25 protein-coding genes are annotated in these 21,233 nt (G+C 42.1%); 18 read left to right on the top strand and 7 right to left on the bottom strand.

Annotated elements, in window-relative coordinates:
* Nucleotides 1–43 precede the first annotated feature (43 nt).
* The 4 genes from M2273_RS17775 to M2273_RS17760 all read left to right on the top strand — a co-directional run bounded on the left by M2273_RS17775 (nt 44) and on the right by M2273_RS17760 (nt 1,941).
* A complete protein-coding gene (locus M2273_RS17775) occupies nt 44–394 on the top strand; it encodes a phage holin family protein (protein WP_429399099.1) in 351 nt (116 codons plus the stop codon).
* 5 nt (nt 395–399) lie between these two features.
* Entirely contained in the window at nt 400–837 is a 438-nt protein-coding gene (locus M2273_RS17770) for a hypothetical protein (protein WP_429399098.1), read from the top strand.
* A gap of 62 nt (nt 838–899) precedes the next feature.
* Nucleotides 900–1,550: a tRNA (guanosine(46)-N7)-methyltransferase TrmB gene (gene trmB / locus M2273_RS17765; protein WP_429399097.1), complete on the top strand. Its 651-nt coding sequence runs from the start codon at nt 900–902 to the stop codon at nt 1,548–1,550.
* A 58-nt stretch (nt 1,551–1,608) separates the two neighbouring features.
* A complete protein-coding gene (locus M2273_RS17760; protein WP_429399096.1) occupies nt 1,609–1,941 on the top strand; it encodes an MGMT family protein in 333 nt (110 codons plus the stop codon).
* On the opposite strand, the gene M2273_RS17755 is transcribed toward M2273_RS17760, so the two are convergent.
* Both M2273_RS17755 and M2273_RS17750 read right to left on the bottom strand, forming a co-directional pair.
* On the bottom strand, nt 1,936–2,295 hold the full coding sequence (locus M2273_RS17755) for a VOC family protein (RefSeq protein WP_429399095.1): 360 nt from the start codon (nt 2,293–2,295) through the stop codon (nt 1,936–1,938). The two genes, M2273_RS17760 and M2273_RS17755, sit on opposite strands and share 6 nt — an antisense overlap.
* A gap of 18 nt (nt 2,296–2,313) precedes the next feature.
* Nucleotides 2,314–2,691, bottom strand: a complete 378-nt coding sequence (locus M2273_RS17750; RefSeq protein WP_429399094.1) for a VOC family protein — start codon at nt 2,689–2,691, stop codon at nt 2,314–2,316.
* Nucleotides 2,692–2,821: 130 nt separating this feature from the next.
* On the opposite strand from M2273_RS17750, the gene M2273_RS17745 reads away from it, so the two are divergent.
* From M2273_RS17745 to M2273_RS17710, 8 genes are all read left to right on the top strand, one after another.
* Nucleotides 2,822–3,169 (top strand): carboxymuconolactone decarboxylase family protein, encoded by a 348-nt coding sequence (locus M2273_RS17745; RefSeq protein ID WP_429399093.1) that lies wholly within the window; start codon nt 2,822–2,824, stop codon nt 3,167–3,169.
* A gap of 76 nt (nt 3,170–3,245) precedes the next feature.
* Nucleotides 3,246–3,608, top strand: a complete 363-nt coding sequence (locus tag M2273_RS17740; RefSeq protein ID WP_429399092.1) for a four helix bundle protein — start codon at nt 3,246–3,248, stop codon at nt 3,606–3,608.
* Nucleotides 3,609–3,637: 29 nt separating this feature from the next.
* Nucleotides 3,638–4,219 (top strand): DNA-3-methyladenine glycosylase I, encoded by a 582-nt coding sequence (locus M2273_RS17735; RefSeq protein ID WP_429399091.1) that lies wholly within the window; start codon nt 3,638–3,640, stop codon nt 4,217–4,219.
* A 185-nt stretch (nt 4,220–4,404) separates the two neighbouring features.
* Nucleotides 4,405–7,212 (top strand): DNA polymerase I, encoded by a 2,808-nt coding sequence (gene polA / locus M2273_RS17730; protein ID WP_429399090.1) that lies wholly within the window; start codon nt 4,405–4,407, stop codon nt 7,210–7,212.
* 15 nt (nt 7,213–7,227) lie between these two features.
* Nucleotides 7,228–8,061 (top strand): hypothetical protein, encoded by an 834-nt coding sequence (locus M2273_RS17725; protein WP_429399089.1) that lies wholly within the window; start codon nt 7,228–7,230, stop codon nt 8,059–8,061.
* Nucleotides 8,062–8,326: 265 nt separating this feature from the next.
* Nucleotides 8,327–9,751 carry a glycogen synthase gene (locus M2273_RS17720; RefSeq protein ID WP_429399088.1) on the top strand — a complete coding sequence of 475 codons (1,425 nt, stop codon included), beginning with the start codon at nt 8,327–8,329 and terminating at the stop codon, nt 9,749–9,751.
* On the top strand, nt 9,748–11,010 hold the full coding sequence (locus tag M2273_RS17715; RefSeq protein ID WP_429399087.1) for a glucose-1-phosphate adenylyltransferase: 1,263 nt from the start codon (nt 9,748–9,750) through the stop codon (nt 11,008–11,010). The genes M2273_RS17720 and M2273_RS17715 overlap by 4 nt, the downstream gene beginning before the upstream one ends.
* A 94-nt stretch (nt 11,011–11,104) precedes the next feature.
* Nucleotides 11,105–11,290 (top strand): hypothetical protein, encoded by a 186-nt coding sequence (locus tag M2273_RS17710; RefSeq protein WP_429399086.1) that lies wholly within the window; start codon nt 11,105–11,107, stop codon nt 11,288–11,290.
* A gap of 161 nt (nt 11,291–11,451) precedes the next feature.
* Here the strand turns inward: M2273_RS17710 and M2273_RS17705 are convergent, their stop codons facing one another.
* From M2273_RS17705 to M2273_RS17695, 3 genes are all read right to left on the bottom strand, one after another.
* Entirely contained in the window at nt 11,452–12,132 is a 681-nt protein-coding gene (locus M2273_RS17705) for a metal-dependent hydrolase (protein WP_429399085.1), read from the bottom strand.
* 126 nt (nt 12,133–12,258) lie between these two features.
* On the bottom strand, nt 12,259–12,564 hold the full coding sequence (locus tag M2273_RS17700) for a YbaB/EbfC family nucleoid-associated protein (protein WP_429399084.1): 306 nt from the start codon (nt 12,562–12,564) through the stop codon (nt 12,259–12,261).
* Between the two features lie 231 nt (nt 12,565–12,795).
* Entirely contained in the window at nt 12,796–14,010 is a 1,215-nt protein-coding gene (locus M2273_RS17695; RefSeq protein WP_429399083.1) for a serine hydrolase domain-containing protein, read from the bottom strand.
* Nucleotides 14,011–14,127: 117 nt separating this feature from the next.
* Between M2273_RS17695 and M2273_RS17690 the strand changes: the two genes are divergently transcribed.
* Both M2273_RS17690 and M2273_RS17685 read left to right on the top strand, forming a co-directional pair.
* Nucleotides 14,128–15,120, top strand: a complete 993-nt coding sequence (locus M2273_RS17690) for a tetratricopeptide repeat protein (protein WP_429399082.1) — start codon at nt 14,128–14,130, stop codon at nt 15,118–15,120.
* 39 nt (nt 15,121–15,159) lie between these two features.
* A complete protein-coding gene (locus M2273_RS17685) occupies nt 15,160–16,188 on the top strand; it encodes a tetratricopeptide repeat protein (protein WP_429399081.1) in 1,029 nt (342 codons plus the stop codon).
* Nucleotides 16,189–16,197: 9 nt separating this feature from the next.
* Here M2273_RS17685 and M2273_RS17680 read toward each other — a convergent pair whose 3' ends face one another.
* Nucleotides 16,198–16,935 carry an AAA family ATPase gene (locus M2273_RS17680; protein WP_429399080.1) on the bottom strand — a complete coding sequence of 246 codons (738 nt, stop codon included), beginning with the start codon at nt 16,933–16,935 and terminating at the stop codon, nt 16,198–16,200.
* 195 nt (nt 16,936–17,130) lie between these two features.
* On the opposite strand from M2273_RS17680, the gene fumC reads away from it, so the two are divergent.
* The 4 genes from fumC (at nt 17,131) to M2273_RS17660 (ending at nt 20,502) form a co-directional block, all read left to right on the top strand.
* Nucleotides 17,131–18,528 carry a class II fumarate hydratase gene (fumC, locus tag M2273_RS17675; protein WP_429399079.1) on the top strand — a complete coding sequence of 466 codons (1,398 nt, stop codon included), beginning with the start codon at nt 17,131–17,133 and terminating at the stop codon, nt 18,526–18,528.
* A 63-nt stretch (nt 18,529–18,591) separates the two neighbouring features.
* A complete protein-coding gene (locus M2273_RS17670; RefSeq protein WP_429399078.1) occupies nt 18,592–19,131 on the top strand; it encodes a fumarate hydratase in 540 nt (179 codons plus the stop codon).
* 2 nt (nt 19,132–19,133) lie between these two features.
* Entirely contained in the window at nt 19,134–19,928 is a 795-nt protein-coding gene (locus M2273_RS17665) for a S1/P1 nuclease (protein WP_429399077.1), read from the top strand.
* Nucleotides 19,929–20,061: 133 nt separating this feature from the next.
* Complete coding sequence (locus M2273_RS17660; RefSeq protein ID WP_429399076.1) at nt 20,062–20,502, top strand: low molecular weight protein-tyrosine-phosphatase; 441 nt, start codon at nt 20,062–20,064, stop codon at nt 20,500–20,502.
* An 81-nt stretch (nt 20,503–20,583) separates the two neighbouring features.
* On the opposite strand, the gene M2273_RS17655 is transcribed toward M2273_RS17660, so the two are convergent.
* Nucleotides 20,584–21,090 carry a GNAT family N-acetyltransferase gene (locus M2273_RS17655; protein WP_429399075.1) on the bottom strand — a complete coding sequence of 169 codons (507 nt, stop codon included), beginning with the start codon at nt 21,088–21,090 and terminating at the stop codon, nt 20,584–20,586.
* Between the last annotated feature and the right edge of the window lie 143 nt (nt 21,091–21,233).

Below are 21,233 nucleotides of genomic sequence, written 5' to 3'. Positions count from 1 at the left end.
GTTCATGGAAATGAATTATCCGGGATATATAAATTAAATATATATGGAAGCCAAAAAAGAAACACCACCACCATTACCGCCAATTGTTGATCAGCTGAAAGAATATGCTGAAACGCGTTTTAAGCTTTTAAAATATGAGGCTATTGAGGGTGGAACTTCAATTTTAGCAAGTGTAATCACAGATGCCATTACCGCCATAAGCATGGTATTGGCCTTTATATTTGCCAGCTTTACTTTAGCTTATTATTTATCTGATGTATTGCAATCATTTTGGGAAGGTTTTGGGTGTGTTGCCCTTATTTATTTAATTATTGCAGTTGTTATAAAACTCAATAAGGAGCGTATTGAAAAGCCGCTTGCTAATCTCTTTGTCCAAAAATTATTTAAAAAGTAAAAGCAATGGACTTCCAAATAAAAAATATTGACGATCTGCGGGAAGAAATTGCCAGGATGCGTGTTATTGAAAACCAGCAAGGCACTGCATTGGCTGCGCGCTTTAGTAGTCCATCCGCTATATTTTCAAGTATAATGTCCCTGATAAATTCAGGGAGCAGCCATAATGGGGCTAAACAGCCGGGTATTTTTAGCCAGGATTTTTTAGGCCTATTATCAAGAATTGTATTACCCGTTACCTTAAATAAAACTCTGTTCAAACACTCTAACTTTTTAGTTAAAGCATTGGTGGGCCTGGTATCGCAAAAGGCATCGCACTATATTAGCGAAGATGCGGTGAGCGGAATATGGGGTAAAGTAAAATCGCTTTTTAGTAAGGCAACCAAAAAGCCCGGAGAACCCTTTAAGCCGATGCCGTCTGTGCCGCCGCCGGTAGTTCTTTAATCCACTTAAACAAAGGTTTCACAATTTAAAGAAAAGGCTATTTTTGCACTTTATTTAAAAAAGTGGGAAAAGATAAATTAAAGCGCTTTGCTGAGATTGATACCTTTAGCAATGTATTGCAGTTAGATGCCGGCAAGCCTTTTAAAGGCGAATGGAGCAAAAGTTTTTTTAAAAACAACAACCCGGTAGTTTTGGAGCTGGCCTGCGGTAAAGGCGAATACACCGTAAACCTGGCCAACCTGTTTCCCGATAAAAATTTTATTGGTATTGATTATAAAGGCAACCGCATTTGGCGTGGCGCTAAAACCGCTATTGAAGAAAACGTGCCTAACGTAGCCTTTTTGCGCATACAGATAGAAAACCTGTTGGATTATTTTGCCGATGGTGAGATTGACGAGATCTGGATAACTTTCCCTGATCCGCAGCCGCAACTGAGCCGCGAAAAAAAACGCCTTACCTCGCCCCGATTTTTGAATAAGTACACCGAAATTTTAAAACCCGGTGGCTATATCAATTTAAAAACGGATAATGATGGCCTGCACGCTTACACCGCCGAAAAGATAGAAGAGTTAAAACTCAGATTGCACGTTAAAACAGAGGACCTTTACCACTCGCCCCATGCCGATGAAGTGTTATCGATAAAAACATATTACGAGAAAAAATATTTAAAAGATAATAAGAACATTAACTACCTTAAGTTTTCTTTTGCTTAAAGCCACTTAGCTTATGGTGGAGCTTTAAGCTTTATGCATTCAGCTTTAAGCCTTAATAATGGACGATATTAATTTTTTTGATAAAGTGTACCAGGTAGCCCGGCTTGTCCCGCCGGGCAGGGTAACCTCGTACGGAGCAATTGCCACCTATTTAGGTACCAAAGGCTCATCGCGGATGGTGGGTTATGCCATGCAGGCGGCCGGCAAAGTAGTGCCCAAAGTACCTGCGCACCGGGTTGTAAACCGCCAGGGCTTGCTTACCGCAAAATTCCATTTCGGCGGCGACCTGATGCAGGAGTTGCTGGAAAGCGAGGGTGTAAAAGTAAAAGACGATCATGTACAGGATTTTAAAACCCTGTTTTGGGATCCGTCTATCGAGCTGGCTTTATAGCATTTGCAACAGCTCCATCCGGTTGCCAAACGGGTCAATAAAGGCAAAACGCGTACGGCCGGCAATTACAGGTTCTTCCACAATTTCAACATCGTTATTTTTAAGGTGCCTGCGGGCGGCTGCGATATCGCTAACTTCCATAGCTGTATGCCTTATGGAACGGGGCAAACTATCTTCAACTCCTATATGTAACTCAATATCGGCTACCTTAAACCAATAACCGGTTGATGAAAATACATCAGGCCTTTCCATTAGCTGCAGGCCAATGATGTTGGTATAAAACAATCTTGCCTCTTCCAGTCTATCATGCGGAACACAGATGTGTATATGGTCGGCCCGTTTAAAGTTGATCATGGGTTACAGTAAAAAGGACTATTCGTCTTCAGCAAAGGTCAATACATAATTATTAATATCTTTTATAGAAAACTCGGTAGCACCATAAAAAGTTTTCTGCAGGCCATGCAGTACGGTAACCTTATCCTTTATCTCCTCAAAAAAAAACCTGATATTTTTTAGTTTAATGTACAATAGCAGTGAACCTCCATCCTGCCGGCTAATATCCGGCAGGTCGTTACCCAGGCTGGTATAGGTCTGAAACATGATGGTAACGCCGCCATTCACCATCATAGCCCAAACCAGGTCGGTGCCGGTTTCGGGTACGGTAACTATCAATTTAAAACCTAATTGCTGATAAAAGGCTATAGTTGCATTAATATCATTAACAAAAATATTGGGCGATAGGCTATCCATAACTTTTTTGATTATCCTGTAAAAATTGGTTTAAAACTCTTGGGATAAAAATAAATATTTATACCTTTAAATGCTAATTAAATTAGTAATAAATAATTCACTGATCCGGTAACTCAATAATTAATAACCTGTGGGAAAACTAATAGAAGAATTTGACGCCTATCGTACCAAAATGAACGACAGGATAATGGAAACGGCTAATACCAATATAAAACGCTTTTTCGCACTGGATACCACCTCCTACGCCGAAGGCGCATTAGATGTTAAAACAAAAGAGATGCTGGGCTTGGTAGCCAGCATGGTTTTGCGCTGCGACGATTGTATTAAATATCATCTGGGCAAATGCCACGAGGCTGGTGTAAAGCACGACGAAATGAACGAAGTATTCATGATAGCCAACCTGGTAGGCGGTTCCATCGTGATCCCTCATTACCGCCGGGCCGTGGAGTATTGGGATGAGTTAAGTCTTGAGTCTTAAGTTCTAAGTCAAAAATGGATTTTCAGTTTTACAAAATTAATTTAACCATAAGGACCTCAAACTTTAGACTTATAAAATGAGTTTGTTCAGAGATTTGATTGCATATAAAAAAGCTTTTGCTTTATCGATGGAAATCTTTTGGTTGACAAAAAATTTTCCTAAAGAAGAAACATACAGCTTGATCGATCAAATTAGAAGATCATCAAGGTCTGTATTTGCGTCAATAGCTGAATCTTATAAAAAGCGAAAATACCCCAATCATTTTATAAGTAAACTTACTGACGCAGAAATGGAAAATGCAGAAACACAAGCTTGGCTTGATGCATCATTGGCATGTAAGTACATCACAGATGAAAAATTTCAAGAACTTAATAAGCAAAGCGAAGAGGTTTCTTACTTATTAATTTACATGATGAACAACCATGAAAAGTTTAAATAGAATTAAGTATTTCTTAAAAACGCATAGATATGACGACTTCTGACTCAAAACTTAAGACTTCCGACTTAAAACGTTGCTCCTGGGCTGGTACCGACCCATTGTACATGGAATACCATGATAAAGAATGGGGCAAGGAAACTCATGACGATAAAACCCTGTTTGAGTTTTTGGTGCTCGAATCGGCACAGGCGGGTTTGAGCTGGATTACTATTTTGCGCCGTCGAGAAGGATACCGGAAAGCCTTTGCTAATTTTGATGTTAAAAAAGTAGCGGCTTTTACTGCCGAGGATGTAGAGCGCCTGATGCAGGATACCGGCATTATTCGTAACCGCTTAAAAATTCTGGCTGCCATTAACAATGCTAAATTGTTTATTGAAGTACAAAAGGAGTTTGGCTCGTTTGATAAATACCTGTACAGTTTTATGCCCGATGGTAAACCGCTCACCAATCATCCCGAAAAAAGCATACCGGCCAGTACGCCAATATCTGATGCTATAAGCAAGGACATGAAAAAGCGTGGTTTTAAATTTTTTGGTACTACTATTTGCTATGCCCACATGCAAGCTACCGGTATGGTGAACGACCACCTGGCGAACTGCGATTTTAGGTAGCACTAATTGCACTTATTTATTCGAATTACACGAATTGAATGAACGCCAATTTTCCTTGATTATACGCATTATTAATACTGCCAATAAATCATTCCATTGTTCCCATAAATGTTATTTTTGCATAAACCATTGTACCTGAAATTCGTGTAATTCGAATAAATAAGTGCAATTAGTGCAACATATCAATGAAAAAACTATTTCTTTTGGATGGCATGGCCCTTATTTACCGGGCGCATTTTGCTTTAAGTAAAAGTCCGCGGTTTACGTCGAACGGATTAAATACATCAGCCGTAATGGGTTTTACCAATACCCTGCTTGATGTTTTGAAGAAAGAAAAGCCAACACATATGGCCGTGGTGTTTGATACCGAGGCACCTACCGAGCGCCATGCCGATTATGAGGCCTACAAAGCCCACCGTGAAGCCATGCCCGAGGATCTTGCCAAAGCCCTGCCTTATGTAATTAAGGTGATACTGGGTTTCAATATCCCCGTTATTACTTCTGACGGTTATGAGGCCGATGATATTATAGGTACCCTGGCCAAAAAGGCCGAACAAAAGGGCTACCAGGTATACTGTATGACTCCTGATAAGGATTTTGCACAACTGGTATCTGATAACATCCGCATTTACAAACCGGCCCGCATGGGTAACGAAATGGAGATCCTTGGTGTTAAGGAAGTGTTGGAGAAATGGGAAATAGAGCGCGTAGAGCAAGTTATCGATATTTTAGGTTTATGGGGCGATGCTGTTGATAACATCCCCGGTATTCCCGGTATTGGCGAAAAAACAGCTAAGGCGCTCATTAAACAATATGGATCTATGGAAGAGATCATCAGCCATAGCCATGAGTTAAAAGGCAAGCAACGCGAAAATATAGAGCAATTTGCAGAACAGGGCCTGCTATCAAAAAAACTGGCTACCATATTATTAAATGTTCCGGTTGAGCTTGACGAGGAAGGCCTGGAGATGTGCGCGCCAAGCAAAGATCTGTTGGAGCCTCTTTTTGCTGAACTGGAGTTCCGTACCCTGGGCAGGCGTGTTTTTGGCGACGATTTCAGCATTACCGAAATGAAAGCGGTTTCGGTACAAACCGACCTGTTTGGCGATCCTGTTGCCACCGCCCGCACCACCATGACGGTTGATGTGGAAGACATTTATGAAGATGCTACCAGCGCCGCTAAAAATATTAATAATGTACCGCACGAATATCACCTGGCCGATACGCTTGAAAAACGCGTAGAGCTGATAGCCTTGCTATTGCAGCAGCAAACTATTTGCTTTGATACCGAAACCACAGGTACAGATGCCAACTTTTGCGAGCTGGTGGGCCTGTCATTCGCGGTGAAGCCGGGCGAGGCCTGGTATGTGCCTGTTCCGGCTAATCAGGATGATGCAAAAAGCATTGTAACCGAGTTTAAGCCGGTACTTGAACATGAACAAATAGGCAAAATAGGACAAAACATTAAGTTCGATATCCTGATACTAAAATGGTACGGTGTTGAAGTAAAGGGTAGCTTATTTGATACCATGATGGCGCACTATGTGATTGACCCCGATACCCGTCATGGCATGGACGTATTGTCTGAAAATTACCTGGGCTACAAACCGGTTTCTATCACTTCGCTTATTGGTCCAAAAGGTAAAAATCAGGGCAATATGCGCGATGTGGAAATTGAAAAGATAAAAGAATACGCCGCCGAGGATGCCGACATCACCCTACAGCTTAAAACCATTTTTGAACCTAAACTAAAGCAGGTTGAAAGTGAAAAGCTAATCAATGAAATTGAGCACCCCCTGATATATGTACTGGCCGATATGGAGTACGAGGGTGTAAAAATAGATCATGATACACTGCGCGAGTTCTCCAAACAACTGGAAACCGATATAGCCGGGTACGAGAAAACCGTATATGAAAAAGCGGGTGTGCGGTTCAACATCGCATCGCCAAAACAACTGGGCGAAGTATTGTTTGAAAAACTAATGCTTGACCCTAAGGCCAAAAAAACCAAAACCGGCCAGTATCAAACTGGTGAGGATGTGTTACTTTCCCTTGCCGCCAAAAGCGATATCGTGAGGGATATACTGGATTTTCGCCAGCTGCAAAAATTAAAATCAACTTATGTTGATGCGCTTCCAACAATGGTGAACTCCAAGACCGGTCGCGTGCATACCTCTTACAACCAGGCAGTTGCAGCAACCGGGCGTTTAAGCAGTGTTAACCCCAACCTGCAAAATATACCTATCCGTACCGAACGCGGCCGCGAGGTACGCAAGGCTTTTATCCCGCGCGATAGTGGTCACAGCATTGTATCGGCAGATTATTCGCAAATAGAACTGCGCATTATTGCCGAGATCAGCAAGGACCCTAACATGATGCAGGCTTTTGTTGATAACCTGGATATTCACACAGCGACAGCCGCCAATGTTTATGGTATCTCGCTTGATGAAGTAACCAGCGACCAGCGCCGCAATGCTAAGGCAGTGAATTTTGGTATCATTTACGGGCAATCGGCTTTTGGGTTATCACAAAACCTGGGCATACCGCGTAAGGAAGCCGCCGATATTATTGAACAATACTTTGCACAATTCCCGGGTATAAAACAATACATGAGTGATACCATGAACTTTGCCCGTGAAAATGGCTATGTATGTACCCTGATGGGCAGGCGTAGGTACCTGCGCGATATTAATTCGGCCAATGCGACCGTGCGTGGTTTTGCAGAGCGAAACGCGATTAACGCCCCGATACAAGGCTCGGCCGCCGATATGATCAAGATTGCCATGATCAATATTCACCGCGAGTTTAAAGCGCAAAACCTGGATGCCCGCATGACCATGCAGGTACATGATGAGTTGGTGTTTGATGTGCCAAATGATGAAATTGAAATTGTTAAACCCATTATTATGCACAACATGAAAACAGCCATTAAAACAACGGTTCCTATCATGGTAGAGATTGGTACTGGATTGAACTGGCTGGAAGCGCATTGATAAACTGATGCAGTTGTGAAATGGTATATCGCCTTTATTGCGGTTTTGTTATTTGGCTGCCGACAGCCAAATAACAAAACAATTGCTATAAAAGCACAGACGCATCCTGATTCAATAAAAATTGAACGGATAGATTCTATAAGACAAAAGCAAAAAGAAGAAGGAATAGCCGATAGTATCGCACAAAAAAGAACTATTGATACTGTTTTGAAATATGCGCTTCAACATAAGGGCCGGTCATCTTATAAAAAAAAGTTAATCATCTATAGTGACACCTCGTTGTATGCAAAACTCGTTTTTGGGCATTTATTTTCAAACGACAAAAAGCATCTGATCGTTGTTAACAAGAACAACGATATTGATGTACATATCAATGTTTTTTTGCTTGATGGTAATCAGTTCCATTTATTAATAAGCTGGGATGAAGGCTATTTAAACTATCTGGGCTTTGAAGTAAGAGATGTTAATGGCGACCATTTCAAAGACTTTTTATATAACTGGTATGCCACATCGGGCTGCTGTGCCCGTAATGCTTATAATGTTTATTTATACCGGCCTCATGCTGGTAATTTTACTTCAGCATATCGGTTCATTAACCCAACATTTTCACCATCTGAAAAACTGATACGCGGTGTTGAATATGGACATCCCGGAGAGGTGCCGCTTTATAAATATAAGTGGAACGGATTGAACATTGATACCGTTGAATACATTTATCCCGCAGATACACTAAAGAAAAAGTTTTACCTGGTGCATGGTTACAATGATCCTAAAAATAAAAAAATATTATCAGCAGTTCCCCGCGACTATCAGAATATAATGGGTTATGATTGGTTTATGGATTATTAATACACAGAAATAATCGCATACTTGTATTAACCAAAACCCATCTAAGCATAAATCAGACGTTTTTATGCCACAAACTCAGCTTAGTGTACCTAAGGCCCAAAGCATTCTTCCATCATTTTGCTGCTTTTAGTGCAAATACTTCAAAGTAAGGCGTAAAACTTTAATAAGTTTTTTACAATAATCCCGCTAAATTTTAAAAACTATATTAATCATTATAGGTTTCTCTTTTAGTAATCTTTGCTTAAATTGAGCTAATAAAACCTGAATGAAAATATACCATCTGAGTGCTGAATGTTACCCTGTTGCTAAGGTTGGCGGGCTTGCCGATGTTGTTGGCGCACTGCCCAAATACCAAAATATGTTGGGGTTGCAGGCGGCAGTTGTAATGCCTTATTACGACCGTAAGTTTACCCGCGAAAATGAATTTGACATTGTTTTCAGTGCGGCCACGCTATTGGGCACCCGCAGGCTTTACTTCGAGATATTAAAGGAAAAAACCAATAAACTTGGCTTTGAGCTTTTTTTAGTGAGGATTCCGGGTTTGCTTGATCGCGAAAATGTATATAGTTACCCCGACGAAAGAGAACAGTTTATTGCTTTTCAGCTGGCGTTTTTAGATTGGATAAGCTATACCTACCAAACGCCCGATATTATCCATTGCCATGACCATCATTCGGGTTTGGTGCCGTTCTTAATGTATCATTCTAAATTATACCGGCGACTGGCTAATATACCAACTGTATTTACTATTCATAACGGGCAATACCACGGCGCTTTTGGTTGGGAAAACCTGTCGTACCTGCCCGAGATAGACCTTACAAAAACAGGTCTGCTTGACTGGGCCGGGGGCATTAACCCGTTGGCAGCCGCGGTAAAATGCTGCTGGCGTTATACAACCGTATCTCCAACCTATCTGCGTGAGCTTACTATTAACTCAAACGGGCTGGAGTATTTGTTTTGGATTGAAAGTGCTAAGGGATATGGCATTATCAACGGTATTGACACCGAAGTATGGAACCCCAAAACCGATGCCATGATAGCCGCGAATTTCACTGTAAAGCAATTGGCAAAAGGTAAGCAGGCCAATAAAGAGGCACTCTGCGAAAGGTTTGCTTTAAACCCCAACAAGCCCTTGTTTACATTTATAGGCCGCCTGGTAATTGAGAAAGGCGCCGACCTATTGCCTGAGGCTATTGAACGCAGCCTTACGGAAAACCCGGGCGAGGCTAACTTTTTAATACTGGGCTCGGGCGAGGAAGAAATGGAAACTCCCTTGCTGGAGCTTAAAGACAAATATCCCGGCCAGTGTAATGTGTTTATTGGTTATGATGAAGCCCTGGCGCACCTTATTTATGCCGGGGCCGATTTTTTACTCATGCCTTCGCGGGTGGAGCCATGTGGCCTTAACCAACTATACTCGCTAAGATATGGTACGATGCCATTGGTACGCAGCACCGGTGGATTAATTGACTCGGTTATTGATTTTGGCGATGAGGACGGTTATGGTATCCGTTTTAACCAGGCCTCTGTTGATGATATATGCCTGGCAATTTCGCGGGCCATTGTACTTTATCAAAACACCGCCCAGCTACAATTATTACGCAAACGCATGATGGCGCTCGATTTTTCATGGGATCGTTCGGCAAAAGAATATAATGACCTATATGAAAGTTTAAACCCTACGATATGACATCTAAAGTAATTTCAATTGTGCTTGGCGGTGGCCAGGGCAGTCGTTTATCCCCCCTTACGGCAACACGCTCCAAGCCGGCAGTTCCTATTGCCGGTAAGTACCGCCTGGTTGACATTCCAATTTCTAATTGCCTCCATGCAGGTATTACCCGTATTTATGTGCTAACGCAGTTCAACTCGGCATCGTTAAATAAGCATATCAAAAACACGTATCACTTCAGCAGCTTTAGTGATGCTTTTGTTGATATTTTAGCGGCAGAGCAAACACCATCAAATGTAACCTGGTACCAGGGTACGGCCGATGCGGTGAGGCAAAGCTTGCACCACCTCGCGGTGCATGATTTTGACTATGTGCTCATCCTGTCGGGCGATCAATTATACCAGATGGACTTTGAGGAAATGATCGGTCAGCATATTGATACAGGTGCCGAAATTTCTATAGCTACTATCCCTGTTGATGCCGCTGATGTTCCGGGATTCGGTATATTAAAAACCGATGAAAATAACATGGTTACAGCTTTTATTGAAAAGCCTAAAAAGGATTTTGAAAGCTGGGCCTCAGAGGTAAGCGATGAAATGAAAGCCGAAGGCAGGGTTTACCTGGCCTCGATGGGTATTTATATCTTTAATCGTAAGCTTTTATATGAGTTGCTGGAAGGCAATGACCGTACCGACTTCGGTAAGGAGATTATCCCGCAATCAATTTCGGAGCATAAGGTAGCAAGTTACCAGTACGAAGGTTACTGGACAGATATTGGTACTATTCCATCGTTTTTTGAAGCCAATCTTGGTTTAACTGATGACATTCCGAAATTCAACCTTTTCGGCGAAAATCACATATATACCAGGGCCCGCATGCTGCCGCCATCAAAAATATCGGGCACATTGCTTGAGCACTCCATTATTGCCGATGGTTGTATTATCAATGCAAAACAAATTACACGCTCTTTAATTGGTATACGCACCCGTATAGGTGTTGATACAATTATTGAGAACTGTTATGTAATGGGTAGCGATAATTATCAAACGCTGGAGCAAATTGCCGAATTGAAATTGAGCAGTTCGCCAATAATGGGTATAGGCGATAGGTGCAAGATCAAAAATGCCATTATTGATAAGAACACCTATATTGGTAACGATGTGCAAATAAACGTTGGTGCAACATTGCCTGACGGAGATTTTGGAACACATACCGTACAGGATGGCATTGTGGTTGTAAAAAAACGGGCTATCATACCTAACGGTACAATTATTTAATTGAAAATTAACGCAAACAATTTATAGTTAATTTGTTATAAATAGATAAAACTATTTAAAAAGATAAAACTATTTAAATTAAAACTTAAAAACTATGAAAAAGGCTCTTTGTATGATTGCTTTAGTAGCGATCTCTTTTGGAAGCGTTTTTGCGTATGGTCCGGTAGTAAAAACAACAAATGGTACAATGCAAACCGATACTACCAAGAAAAAAATGAAACACAAAAAAATGAAGAAGGATACTACCATGAAAAAAGACACCACCAAGATGAAACGGTAATCCTGATCAGCAAAAAAGCCTCCCGATGTATTTCGGGAGGCTTTTTTTTGTTGATAAGCGGGTTTAGAGGTTTGTCATCCTGAACTTGTTTCAGGATCTCTCAGGACAAGCTCTACTTGTGGGGTGCCCAAACAAGTTCGGCATGACTTATCATTAATTTCCTACAACTCAATAGTTTCGCCTATTGCGGGAAGCTTTAAATTAAGGCCTGCTTTGATAAACTTTTCGGCCACGTCATCCTTATCAATTACTATAACCGGGAAGGAATCGTAATGCATACCAATAATATTTTTGCAGTTTATAAACCCAGCGGCCTTTATGGCATCATCGGCACCCATGGTATAGTTATCGCCAATGGGTAAATACGCCCATTCAAGATTCTCATCTTCCAGCAGTTTCATATCATAGGTAAGGGCGGTATCGCCGGCAAAATATACGTTTTTACCTTCTGTGGCATATATCACAAACCCAGCTGGGTTACCACCCGGTGCGCCATCGGGCATGGTGCTGGAATGTATGGCATTAACCATTTTAACCCGTCCGAAATCAAAATTAAAGCCTCCGCCAATATTCAATCCGTGTACATTATCAACCCCTTTGCTGTTAAGCCAGTCGGCTATTTCGGCAATACAGATAACCTTGGCCCCGCTGTTCTTTTGTACCTCAATTAAGTCGGCCACATGATCGCCATGCCCGTGCGATACCAGGATATAATCAGGTTTAATGCTCTTGATGTCAATATGCTTAGCCAGTGGGTTATGCGTAATAAAAGGATCAAACAGCAACTTTTTGCCGCCGGTTTCTATTTCAATAGTTGATTGACCGTAATAAGTAGTTTTCATAGTTGATATTTATTAAAGTAGATCTAAACACTTATAACTAAGTGTTGCAACACATAACCCTATCGTGGCAAAAAAGTTACAAAGTGATGCTTCTAAGGTTTCCCTTTCAGAGAGTTAAAGGGCGGTCTATTTTCCAAACATGCCGCCTAAGCCGCCAAGCATATCTTTGGTCATGGCAGCCATTTCACTTTGGCTTATGTTTTCGGCTTGTTCCATAGCCTTGTTAATGGCCACTACTAATAATTCTTCAACCTCTTCTTTACCCGCGCCGGCTAAAAAATCACTGTCTATCTGTACAGACTGTACAACCTTATTACCATTGGCTGTTACCGTAATTTTTCCACCCTCGGCCGCTCCTGATACCGTAATGGCATCCAAACGTTTTTTTATTTCGCCCGCCTTTTGCTGGGCCTCCATTAATTTATCAAACATGATATTTTAGTTTATAGATGTACAAATTGTCTGAATCAGGATTTATGGGATTTTTCACGATTTAATTTTTTATTGGTGTTCAAGAGGGCTGCGCCGTTAATGGATTTCCCCGATTTTTTTAATCCTATAAATCTAAAAAATCTGTTTAATCGTGGTTCAGACAGAATTACAGATTTGCAAATTACCTTGATTTTAAATTAGCCATTCACTTAATCAACTACTCACCAAAAATTAATCATCACTGGTATCGCCATTGCCCTTGTATGCGCTTTTACGTACTACAGGCATACCCGCGGCTTTAAACAGGTCATCAAGCTTCAGTAAGCTGCCATTGGCTAAATTAGATAACAGCACAATGGTGATATCGTTTTTCATATCGCGCAAATAAATGTGCCTGAAACCATGCCACCAGCCGGTGTGGTAAATAACCTCCTGACCGGGCGCGGTAAATGTACGCCAGCCATAGCCATAGCTAAAGTGCCCATGCAGCATAGGGTTACGAGGCACGTAGGCGGAATCAAGCGTGGCCTGTTTCAGCAACCTGCCGGCACGTAATGCACGGTCGAACAAAAAAAGATCAGCAATAGTACTGTAAACACCTTTGTCGCCCACCGGGCCATCCAAAAAGTTCTGTGCCACCGAATAACGCCACTGCCCCCTGTCGTGCCCAACCACATCAACCGGTATTTTATCATACACGGCTTTTGAATAAACGTTGGTATGCATCATGCTGGCCGGGATAAACACGTTCTGTTTCATGAACTGGGCATATGACATACCGCTCACCTTTTCGATAATGGCGCCAAGCACCATAAAGTTGGAGTTGTTATATAAAAATCTTTTGTTGGGCACATTAAACGGATGCGGCTTGTATTCGGCTATCATTTTCATGGCATCCGCATTGGTAAGGCCTTTGCGTTGGTTCAGGTGCTGGCTGCGGTATATATCATCAATAAAATATACATAGTTCATCATGCCCGAGCGGTGCGTAAGCAACAGGCGTATGGTGATGCCCTCATAGGGGAAATCAGGAAAAAACTTTTTTACGTTATCATCAAGCGTTAGCTTGCCCCGCTCCATCAGCATCAAAATGGCAGTGGAGGTCATGGTTTTGGTAACCGAAGCCAGTTCAAACTGCGAACCTAATTTCAGACTGTCGCGATGCAGATAATCGGCCCAGCCAATGGCGTTCTCATATATAATTTTACCTTTTTTTGCAACCAGCACATTGCCGTTAAAGCCACGGGTGCGATGCAGTTCCTTCATCACTTCGTCGATCTTTTTATCAGCATTTTTGGGGTTATAGGCCAGCAGTGCCACAGTATCTAAGGGCTTGCTTTTAGCAGGGTCTACACTTTTATTTTTATCATTGTTTTTTGACGAACAGGACGTTAATATCAATAGGGAGGCGGCAAATGTTAGAACGCTTTGGTACACTAATCTCATAATAAATTTCTCACTCTTAAACGGATGCGAAAATTAGAAATTATACCTCATGAATGAATTAAAGTTTTAATTTTTTTCGTTTAATTGTTACTCTTTGTATGTTTAAGTATGAATACTGTGAAAAAGATCTGTCTTATTATATCCATTTTATTCCCTGGAGTTTTAGCTCAGGCCCAGGATACTGATGTTAATGCCTTAATAAAACAGGGTGTTCAGCTAAACAATGAACGGAATTATGCCGGCGCCATCGAAAAATATAAACAAGCATTAACTGCCGACCCCGAAAATACGCAGGCTAATTACCAGCTGGCTTACTCGCTTTTTGCGTCAGGCAAAGGGGCCGATGGTATTCCTTATTTGAATAAAGTGATTAAAACAAGCAACAATTTTACCGGCCCGGCCTACGAGCTTTTAGGTAGTATTTATGATGCCGCACATCAACCTCAACAAGCCATTGATGCTTACAAAGCAGGAATAGCGTTAAAGCCCGACTATCAGCCGCTTTTTTTTAACATCGGGCTGGCCTACTTCAGAGCAGGGAAATATGCCGATGCGGAATTGGCCGCCATTAATGCCATTAAGCTCGACCCCAAACACGCCAACAGCCAGCGTTTATATGGCTTAGTTACTTTTCATCAAAACAAAAGGGCAGCTGCTTTACTGGGGCTTTGCAACTTTTTATTACTGGAGCCCGATGGTCCACGCTCGGCCGAGGCGTATACTAATATGCAGAGCATTTTAAAGGGCGGTACCCTGAAAACCGAAAAAACGGATGCCTCGAACATTGCGTTAAATAAAGGGCTTTTGGCGGCGGTAGCGACGACTGCATTGAGGAGATACGCATCGCCGGCCGATCTGTTGGCGGCCCAGCTTAAAGCTATCTTTGTGGCCGTTGGTCAACTGGCCGAAAAGCAAACAGGGAATGACTTTTTTAGAAACTATTACGCTTCATTTTTTTTAAAGCTGGCCCAAACTGAGCACATGCCGGCATTTGCCCGGTTAATGGATCTGAGCGCCAATAAAGCCGCCGATAATCAATGGCTGCAGCAAAATGATGATAAGCGTAAGGCGTTGGAGGCTTGGGTTACAGCAACGGAAAGAAAGTTTTAAAGCACTTTCTTTTTCGGATTTCAGTGTTTAAATTTAAGCATGAAAACCTATCACCAATTTTTGCTGCTATTTATATTTTCTGCTTTTTCATTACATGCTTTTTCACAAAATAAGGATGATGCAGTTACACTGGTTAAACAGGGGATTGCCCTGCATGATGAGGGTAAATACCCGGAAGCCATTGCCAAATACCAGGAAGCATTAAAAATTGACCCGGATAATATCAATACACAGTATGAATTGTCATATACCTTGTGTAGCTCAGGCAGGGCAAAAGAGGCTATCCCTTACCTGGAGAAACTGGTAGCATCTAATAAAATGGCCCAGGCTTACGACCTGCTCGGGAGCACTTATGACGACGAAAATCAGTTTGATAAGGCCGAAGCCTGTTACAAAGCGGGGATAAAGGCATTTCCGGATTTTCAGCGGCTGCGCTTTAATTTGGCTTTAGCTTATTTACGTCAAAAAAGATATCCCGAAGCCGAAACCTATGCTATTGAAGCCATAAAGCTGGAGCCCAAACATGCCAGTAGTCAAAGAACGTATGCACTGGCTGCCCTTGGTCAAAATAAAAGGTTATGTGCCATGATGGCCTTTTGTAATTTTCTGTTGCTTGAACCCCAAACCAAGCGGTCGACCGAAGCCTATGAATACATTGATAAAATATTTAAGGCCGGTGCAGAGCAAAAGAATATTTTAATAACTACCGATAAAGATAAAATTTCGCCCATATCAATGGCCGAAGCTTCCATTGCAATAGCTGCTTTGGCAACAAAGGCAATGGAAACCCAGAATATCGGTTCGCCGCAGGAACGCCTGAGCAATGAATTAAAAATGGTGTTCGAAACAACAGCTAAAGAGGGGGAGAAACAAACCAACAAGGATTTTTTCTGGAAATACTATGCCGATTATTTTGGCAAACTGGCCCAAACCGATAATATGCCTGCATTTACCCGCCTCATTAGCCTGAGCGCTTACCGGGAGGATAATCTGAAATGGTTTAATGAAAACGATAAACAGCTATCGGCTCTGGACGCCTGGGTATCGGGTACTAAGAGGGAGTTTTAGCCCTGCTGTTTAATTGCCTAAAAGTATCCTGGTCATTTCCTGATGGTTGTTTAAAAAATATTTGGTAACCATATAGTGTTCGGTTTCTTCGTAATTAACCTGTTTAATGCCTGCATCATCAAGCTGATAAATAATAGCATTGGGATATGCCAGTAATATAGGTGAATGAGTAGCTACAATAAATTGAGAGTTTTCGTTAACCAGTCTGCCTATTAGCGATAGTGCCGCTAATTGCCTTGCGGGCGATAACGCGGCTTCGGGCTCATCAAAAATATAGAGGCCGTTTCCTTTAAGCTTATTGGTTAACGTGGTCATAAAGGCCTCGCCATGTGAATATTGATGCAAGGGTTTGCCATTGTTACCATAACTTCCCAGATACTCCGGTGTTTCCGTTTCCATATAAGTAGCTACATTGTAAAAGCTTTCGGCACGCAAAAAATAATAGTCGGATGGTTTGCGGAAGCTTTTAACCCCGGTTAGGTATTTAAAAAGTGCAGAGGCATTATTATGGGTTTGAAACTGCACATTTTTAGTGCCGCCTTCAATTGCAAAACCCAGGTTTAGTGCTATCGCTTCTATCAGTGTTGATTTTCCGGAACCGTTTTCACCAACAATAAAAGTTACGTCTGGGTGAAATGCTAATGACGAAAGACTTTTTATGGCCGGGATATGAAAGGGGTATTCCTCAAAAGATGTAATGAGATCGCGTTTAAGAATTATTTCTTTTAAATATGGCCTGGCTTCCATACAAGGTTTTAAGCGTTTCCGTCTAAGTTATTTATTATTTAATAAAGAGTGAAATACAAACGGAGCACTTAGATGGAGTAGTGCAAGCAACAGCCATCCTAATAGAATATCTTGTATTAAAAAGATTACGCTTAGCCATTCCCTTACATCATATAAAACCATAACTTTGCCCCTGCTAAAAATTTTAATACTACCATGAGTTTCAGAACCGAACACGATACCATGGGCGAGGTACAGGTACCTGCCGATAAATACTGGGGAGCACAAACAGAACGTTCACGCAATAACTTTAAAATTGGTCCCGAGGCATCTATGCCAAAGGAGATCATTGACGCGTTTGCCTATCTGAAAAAAGCTGCCGCTTATACCAATACCGACTTAGGCGTATTGCCTGCCGAAAAACGCGACCTGATAGCACAGGTTTGTGATGAAATATTAACCGGAGCATTAGCCTCAGAATTTCCACTGGTGATATGGCAAACCGGTTCGGGCACGCAATCAAACATGAACGTGAACGAAGTGGTAGCCAACCGTGCCCACGTATTACAAGGTTATAAACTGGGCGAAGGCAAAACCTTTATCCACCCGAATGATGATGTAAATAAATCGCAATCATCAAACGATACTTATCCAACAGCTATGCACATCGCTGCATATAAAATACTGATCGATGTAACCATCCCCGGTATTGAAAAACTGCGCGATACCCTGCAGGCTAAGGTTGAAGCGTTTAAAAACGTAGTGAAAATTGGCCGCACCCACCTGATGGATGCTACACCATTAACCCTGGGCCAGGAATTTTCAGGTTATGTATCACAACTGAATCACGGCTTAAAAGCTTTAAGAAACACCCTCGATCACCTTTCAGAGCTTGCTTTGGGTGGTACGGCGGTAGGTACAGGCATCAACACGCCTAAAGGCTATGATGTAAAAGTGGCCGAATATATTGCCAAATTCACTGACTTGCCATTTATCACTGCCGAAAATAAATTTGAAGCCCTTGCTGCTCATGATGCCATTGTAGAAAGCCATGGCGCGCTGAAACAGATAGCGGTTTCCTTAATGAAAATAGCTAATGATATCAGGATGCTGGCTTCGGGTCCGCGTTCAGGTATCGGCGAGATCCACATTCCTGATAACGAACCGGGATCATCTATTATGCCGGGCAAGGTTAATCCAACCCAAAACGAAGCGGTTACCATGGTAGCGGCTCAGGTTATGGGTAACGATGTAACCATATCCATTGGCGGATCGAACGGTCATTATGAGCTGAATGTATTTAAACCGGTAATGGCTGCCAATTTCCTGCAGTCGGCCCGTTTAATTGGTGATGCCTGTGTTTCATTTAATGACCATTGCGCTGTTGGCATTGAGCCAAACTATGAAGGCATTAAAAAGCATTTGGAAAATTCACTGATGCTGGTTACCGCGCTTAACCCGCACATCGGTTATGAAAATGCTGCCAAAATAGCCAAAACCGCGTTAAAAGAAAACAAATCATTACGCGAAGCCGCTATAGCCCTGGGCCTGTTAACCAGCGAGCAGTTTGACCAATGGGTTAAACCCGAAGAAATGATAGGTAGTTTAAAATAAAAGCCTCACCCCCAACCCCTCTCCTTTAGGAGAGGGGCTTTTAGTTTATAGCGAACAGTATTTATGTCAAAGCCCTTTAGCTTTTGTTTTTTATCTTTTATTGCAAAACAACCTTTTGCCTTTTACCTTTTACCTTTCGCCTTTCTAATAGCCTCTTGCTCCTTAAATCCCGACGTGCAAAAACCCGGCGAAAAATATGTACAGGGCGAGTGGCAACAGGATTCGGTACCGGCACAAAAACGGTTGGTTGCTTATTCGCTGTATGATCTTAAATTTAGCTGCGATTCTTTTTTCATGAAGGTCAGCTCATACAGCAAGGTAAATTACGGTTCAGATACTTGTATGAACAAAGGCCATTGGGCCGAATATATAAAAGGAACCTACTCGCAAAGGCTGGATACGCTACACCTCAAAGGCGAGTTTTGTAACGCCGATGGCAGCTATAAGGATGAAAAAGGCTGTTTTCGTTCGGGCGATTATGAGGAGTATTTTAAGGTTAAACAAAAAACCGATTCGCTTATTCAATTTGCAAGTACATCCAATGTTATACCCATCAACGCGCATTTAATAAAAAGAACAAGCTGTACACCAAAACCATTATAACAATGAAAAAAAACCTCCTCAAAAAGATCATTCTGTTTATTGCTGTATGTTACGCTCCCTTACAAAGCATGGCCTGGGGAACAAACGGCCACCGTATTTGCGGACAAATAGCCGACAGCTATTTAACTCCTAAAGCCCGCCTGGCCATACAGGCTATTTTAGGCAATGAGTCAATCGCTATCACCAGTAACTGGGCCGACTTTATTAAATCTGATCCGGCTTACAACTATATGTACAACTGGCATTTTATTGATCTGGATAAGGCTTATACCTATCCCGAATTGCAGGCCTATTTAAAGGCCGACACCGTAACCGATGCCTACACCAAAATGAATTTTTTAATTACTGAATTAAAAAAGAAAGACCTTGCTAAAACCAACAAGCTGCTTTACCTGCGTATGCTGATCCATATCGTAGAGGATGTACACCAGCCATTACACACTGGTCACACCCAGGATAAAGGTGGTAATGATGTTAAAGTACAATGGTTTGGTAAGGAAAGCAACCTGCACTCGGTTTGGGATAGTGGGCTGATAGATGCGCAGCAACTGAGCTATACCGAATATGCGGCAATGATAAACCATTCCACCGCTGCTGAACGAGCTAAACTGCAAAAAGATCCGATAAGTGAGTGGTTGTTTGAAAGCAACCAGCTTGCCGAAAAAATATATGCCGGTGTTACTCCGCTGGAGAACCTGAGCTACAAATACAATTTTAAATACATAGAGATACTTAATCACCAGATGCTAAAAGCCGGTGTACGGCTGGCTGGCGTGCTTAATCAAATTTTTGGATAATTTTGAGGTGAAAGGGTAAAGGCGAAAGGTAAAAGGTTTCGAGCGGTTTGTTAAAAAGACCCTCTGCATTTTACTTTTTGCCTTTCAAATAAAAACCTTTGGCCTTTTACCTTTCAGCTTTAACCTTAAAAAAATGAGAATACTAATGGTTTGCCTGGGCAATATATGCCGTTCGCCATTGGCCGAGGGGATTATGCAGCATTTGGCAACTGCAAATGGCTTAAACTGGGAAGTTGATTCGGCAGGTACGGGCAACTGGCACGTTGGCGAAGGTCCTGACCGGCGATCAACCCGCGCGGCGGGTAATCATGGCATCGACATCAGCAAACAGGTATGCCGCTTGTTCAGGGAAAGTGATTTCGATGAGTTCGATCATATTTTTGTGATGGACAAAAACAACCTGCGCGATGTTTTGGCCCTGGCCCGCAACGATGAGGATGCCCAAAAAGTAAAGTTATTGCTTGGCGATAAGGTAGTCCCCGACCCCTACTATGATGATACCCAGTTTGAACCCGTTTTTATGCTGATTGAAGGTGGGTGTAAGGATATTATAAAGGAGCTAACGAACAGCTAATAGTTAATCTAATCTCACCCACGCGTCATTGCTTCGTACCTCGCAATGACGTGGTTGGAAGGCACAAAGGTTTATTTACCCTTAATCAGCCCTCACCACCTTAAACAAAGGCAAATCCTCACCATACCAAAACGCCCGGCCGTGTGGTTCAAAACCAGCTTTGGATAAAACCCGTTGTGATGCGGCATTGTCTGGATGGGTAACGGCGCAAATTTCCTTTAACCCCACTTCATTAAGGCCATAATACACCAGGGTTTTTGCAAGTTCGGTCGCGATGCCCGCTCCCCAGTATTTGAGGTGCAGGCGGTAGCCCAGTTCGATACTGTTTTTATCAGATTCGCTGTAGTTTAATATGCATACCCCTATAAAGTCGTTATCAGCGATATTGAAAATTCCCCACCGCCCCAAGCCCGACTGAATTTTATATTCTTTCAGTGTATCCTTAAAAACTTGTTTGCTTTCCTGTGGCGTGCGCTTTTTTACGTACCGGGTCAGGCGCTCGTCTTCATCTAATGCAAGTAAAAGTGTTTCGTCTTCGGGTGTAAACTCACGGATCAGCAGGCGCGATGTTTTTGCGATAATGTTCATGGTTTTCAAAAATATATTATTCCACATGTTTTTTGCAGTGGCTTAGGTAAAAACTGTGTCATTTAGTGGGGTATAGATGTCGCAAAATGGGCGTTTGGGGGCGTTCGGGCCTATTCAGAAAAAGCGAACACCCGAATGCAAGC

Source organism: Mucilaginibacter lappiensis, from assembly GCF_050433765.1.
GTDB lineage: Bacteria > Bacteroidota > Bacteroidia > Sphingobacteriales > Sphingobacteriaceae > Mucilaginibacter > Mucilaginibacter lappiensis_A.
The sequence above is the reverse complement of the archived record's forward strand: the minus strand, read 5'-3'. Positions and strand labels throughout refer to the sequence as shown.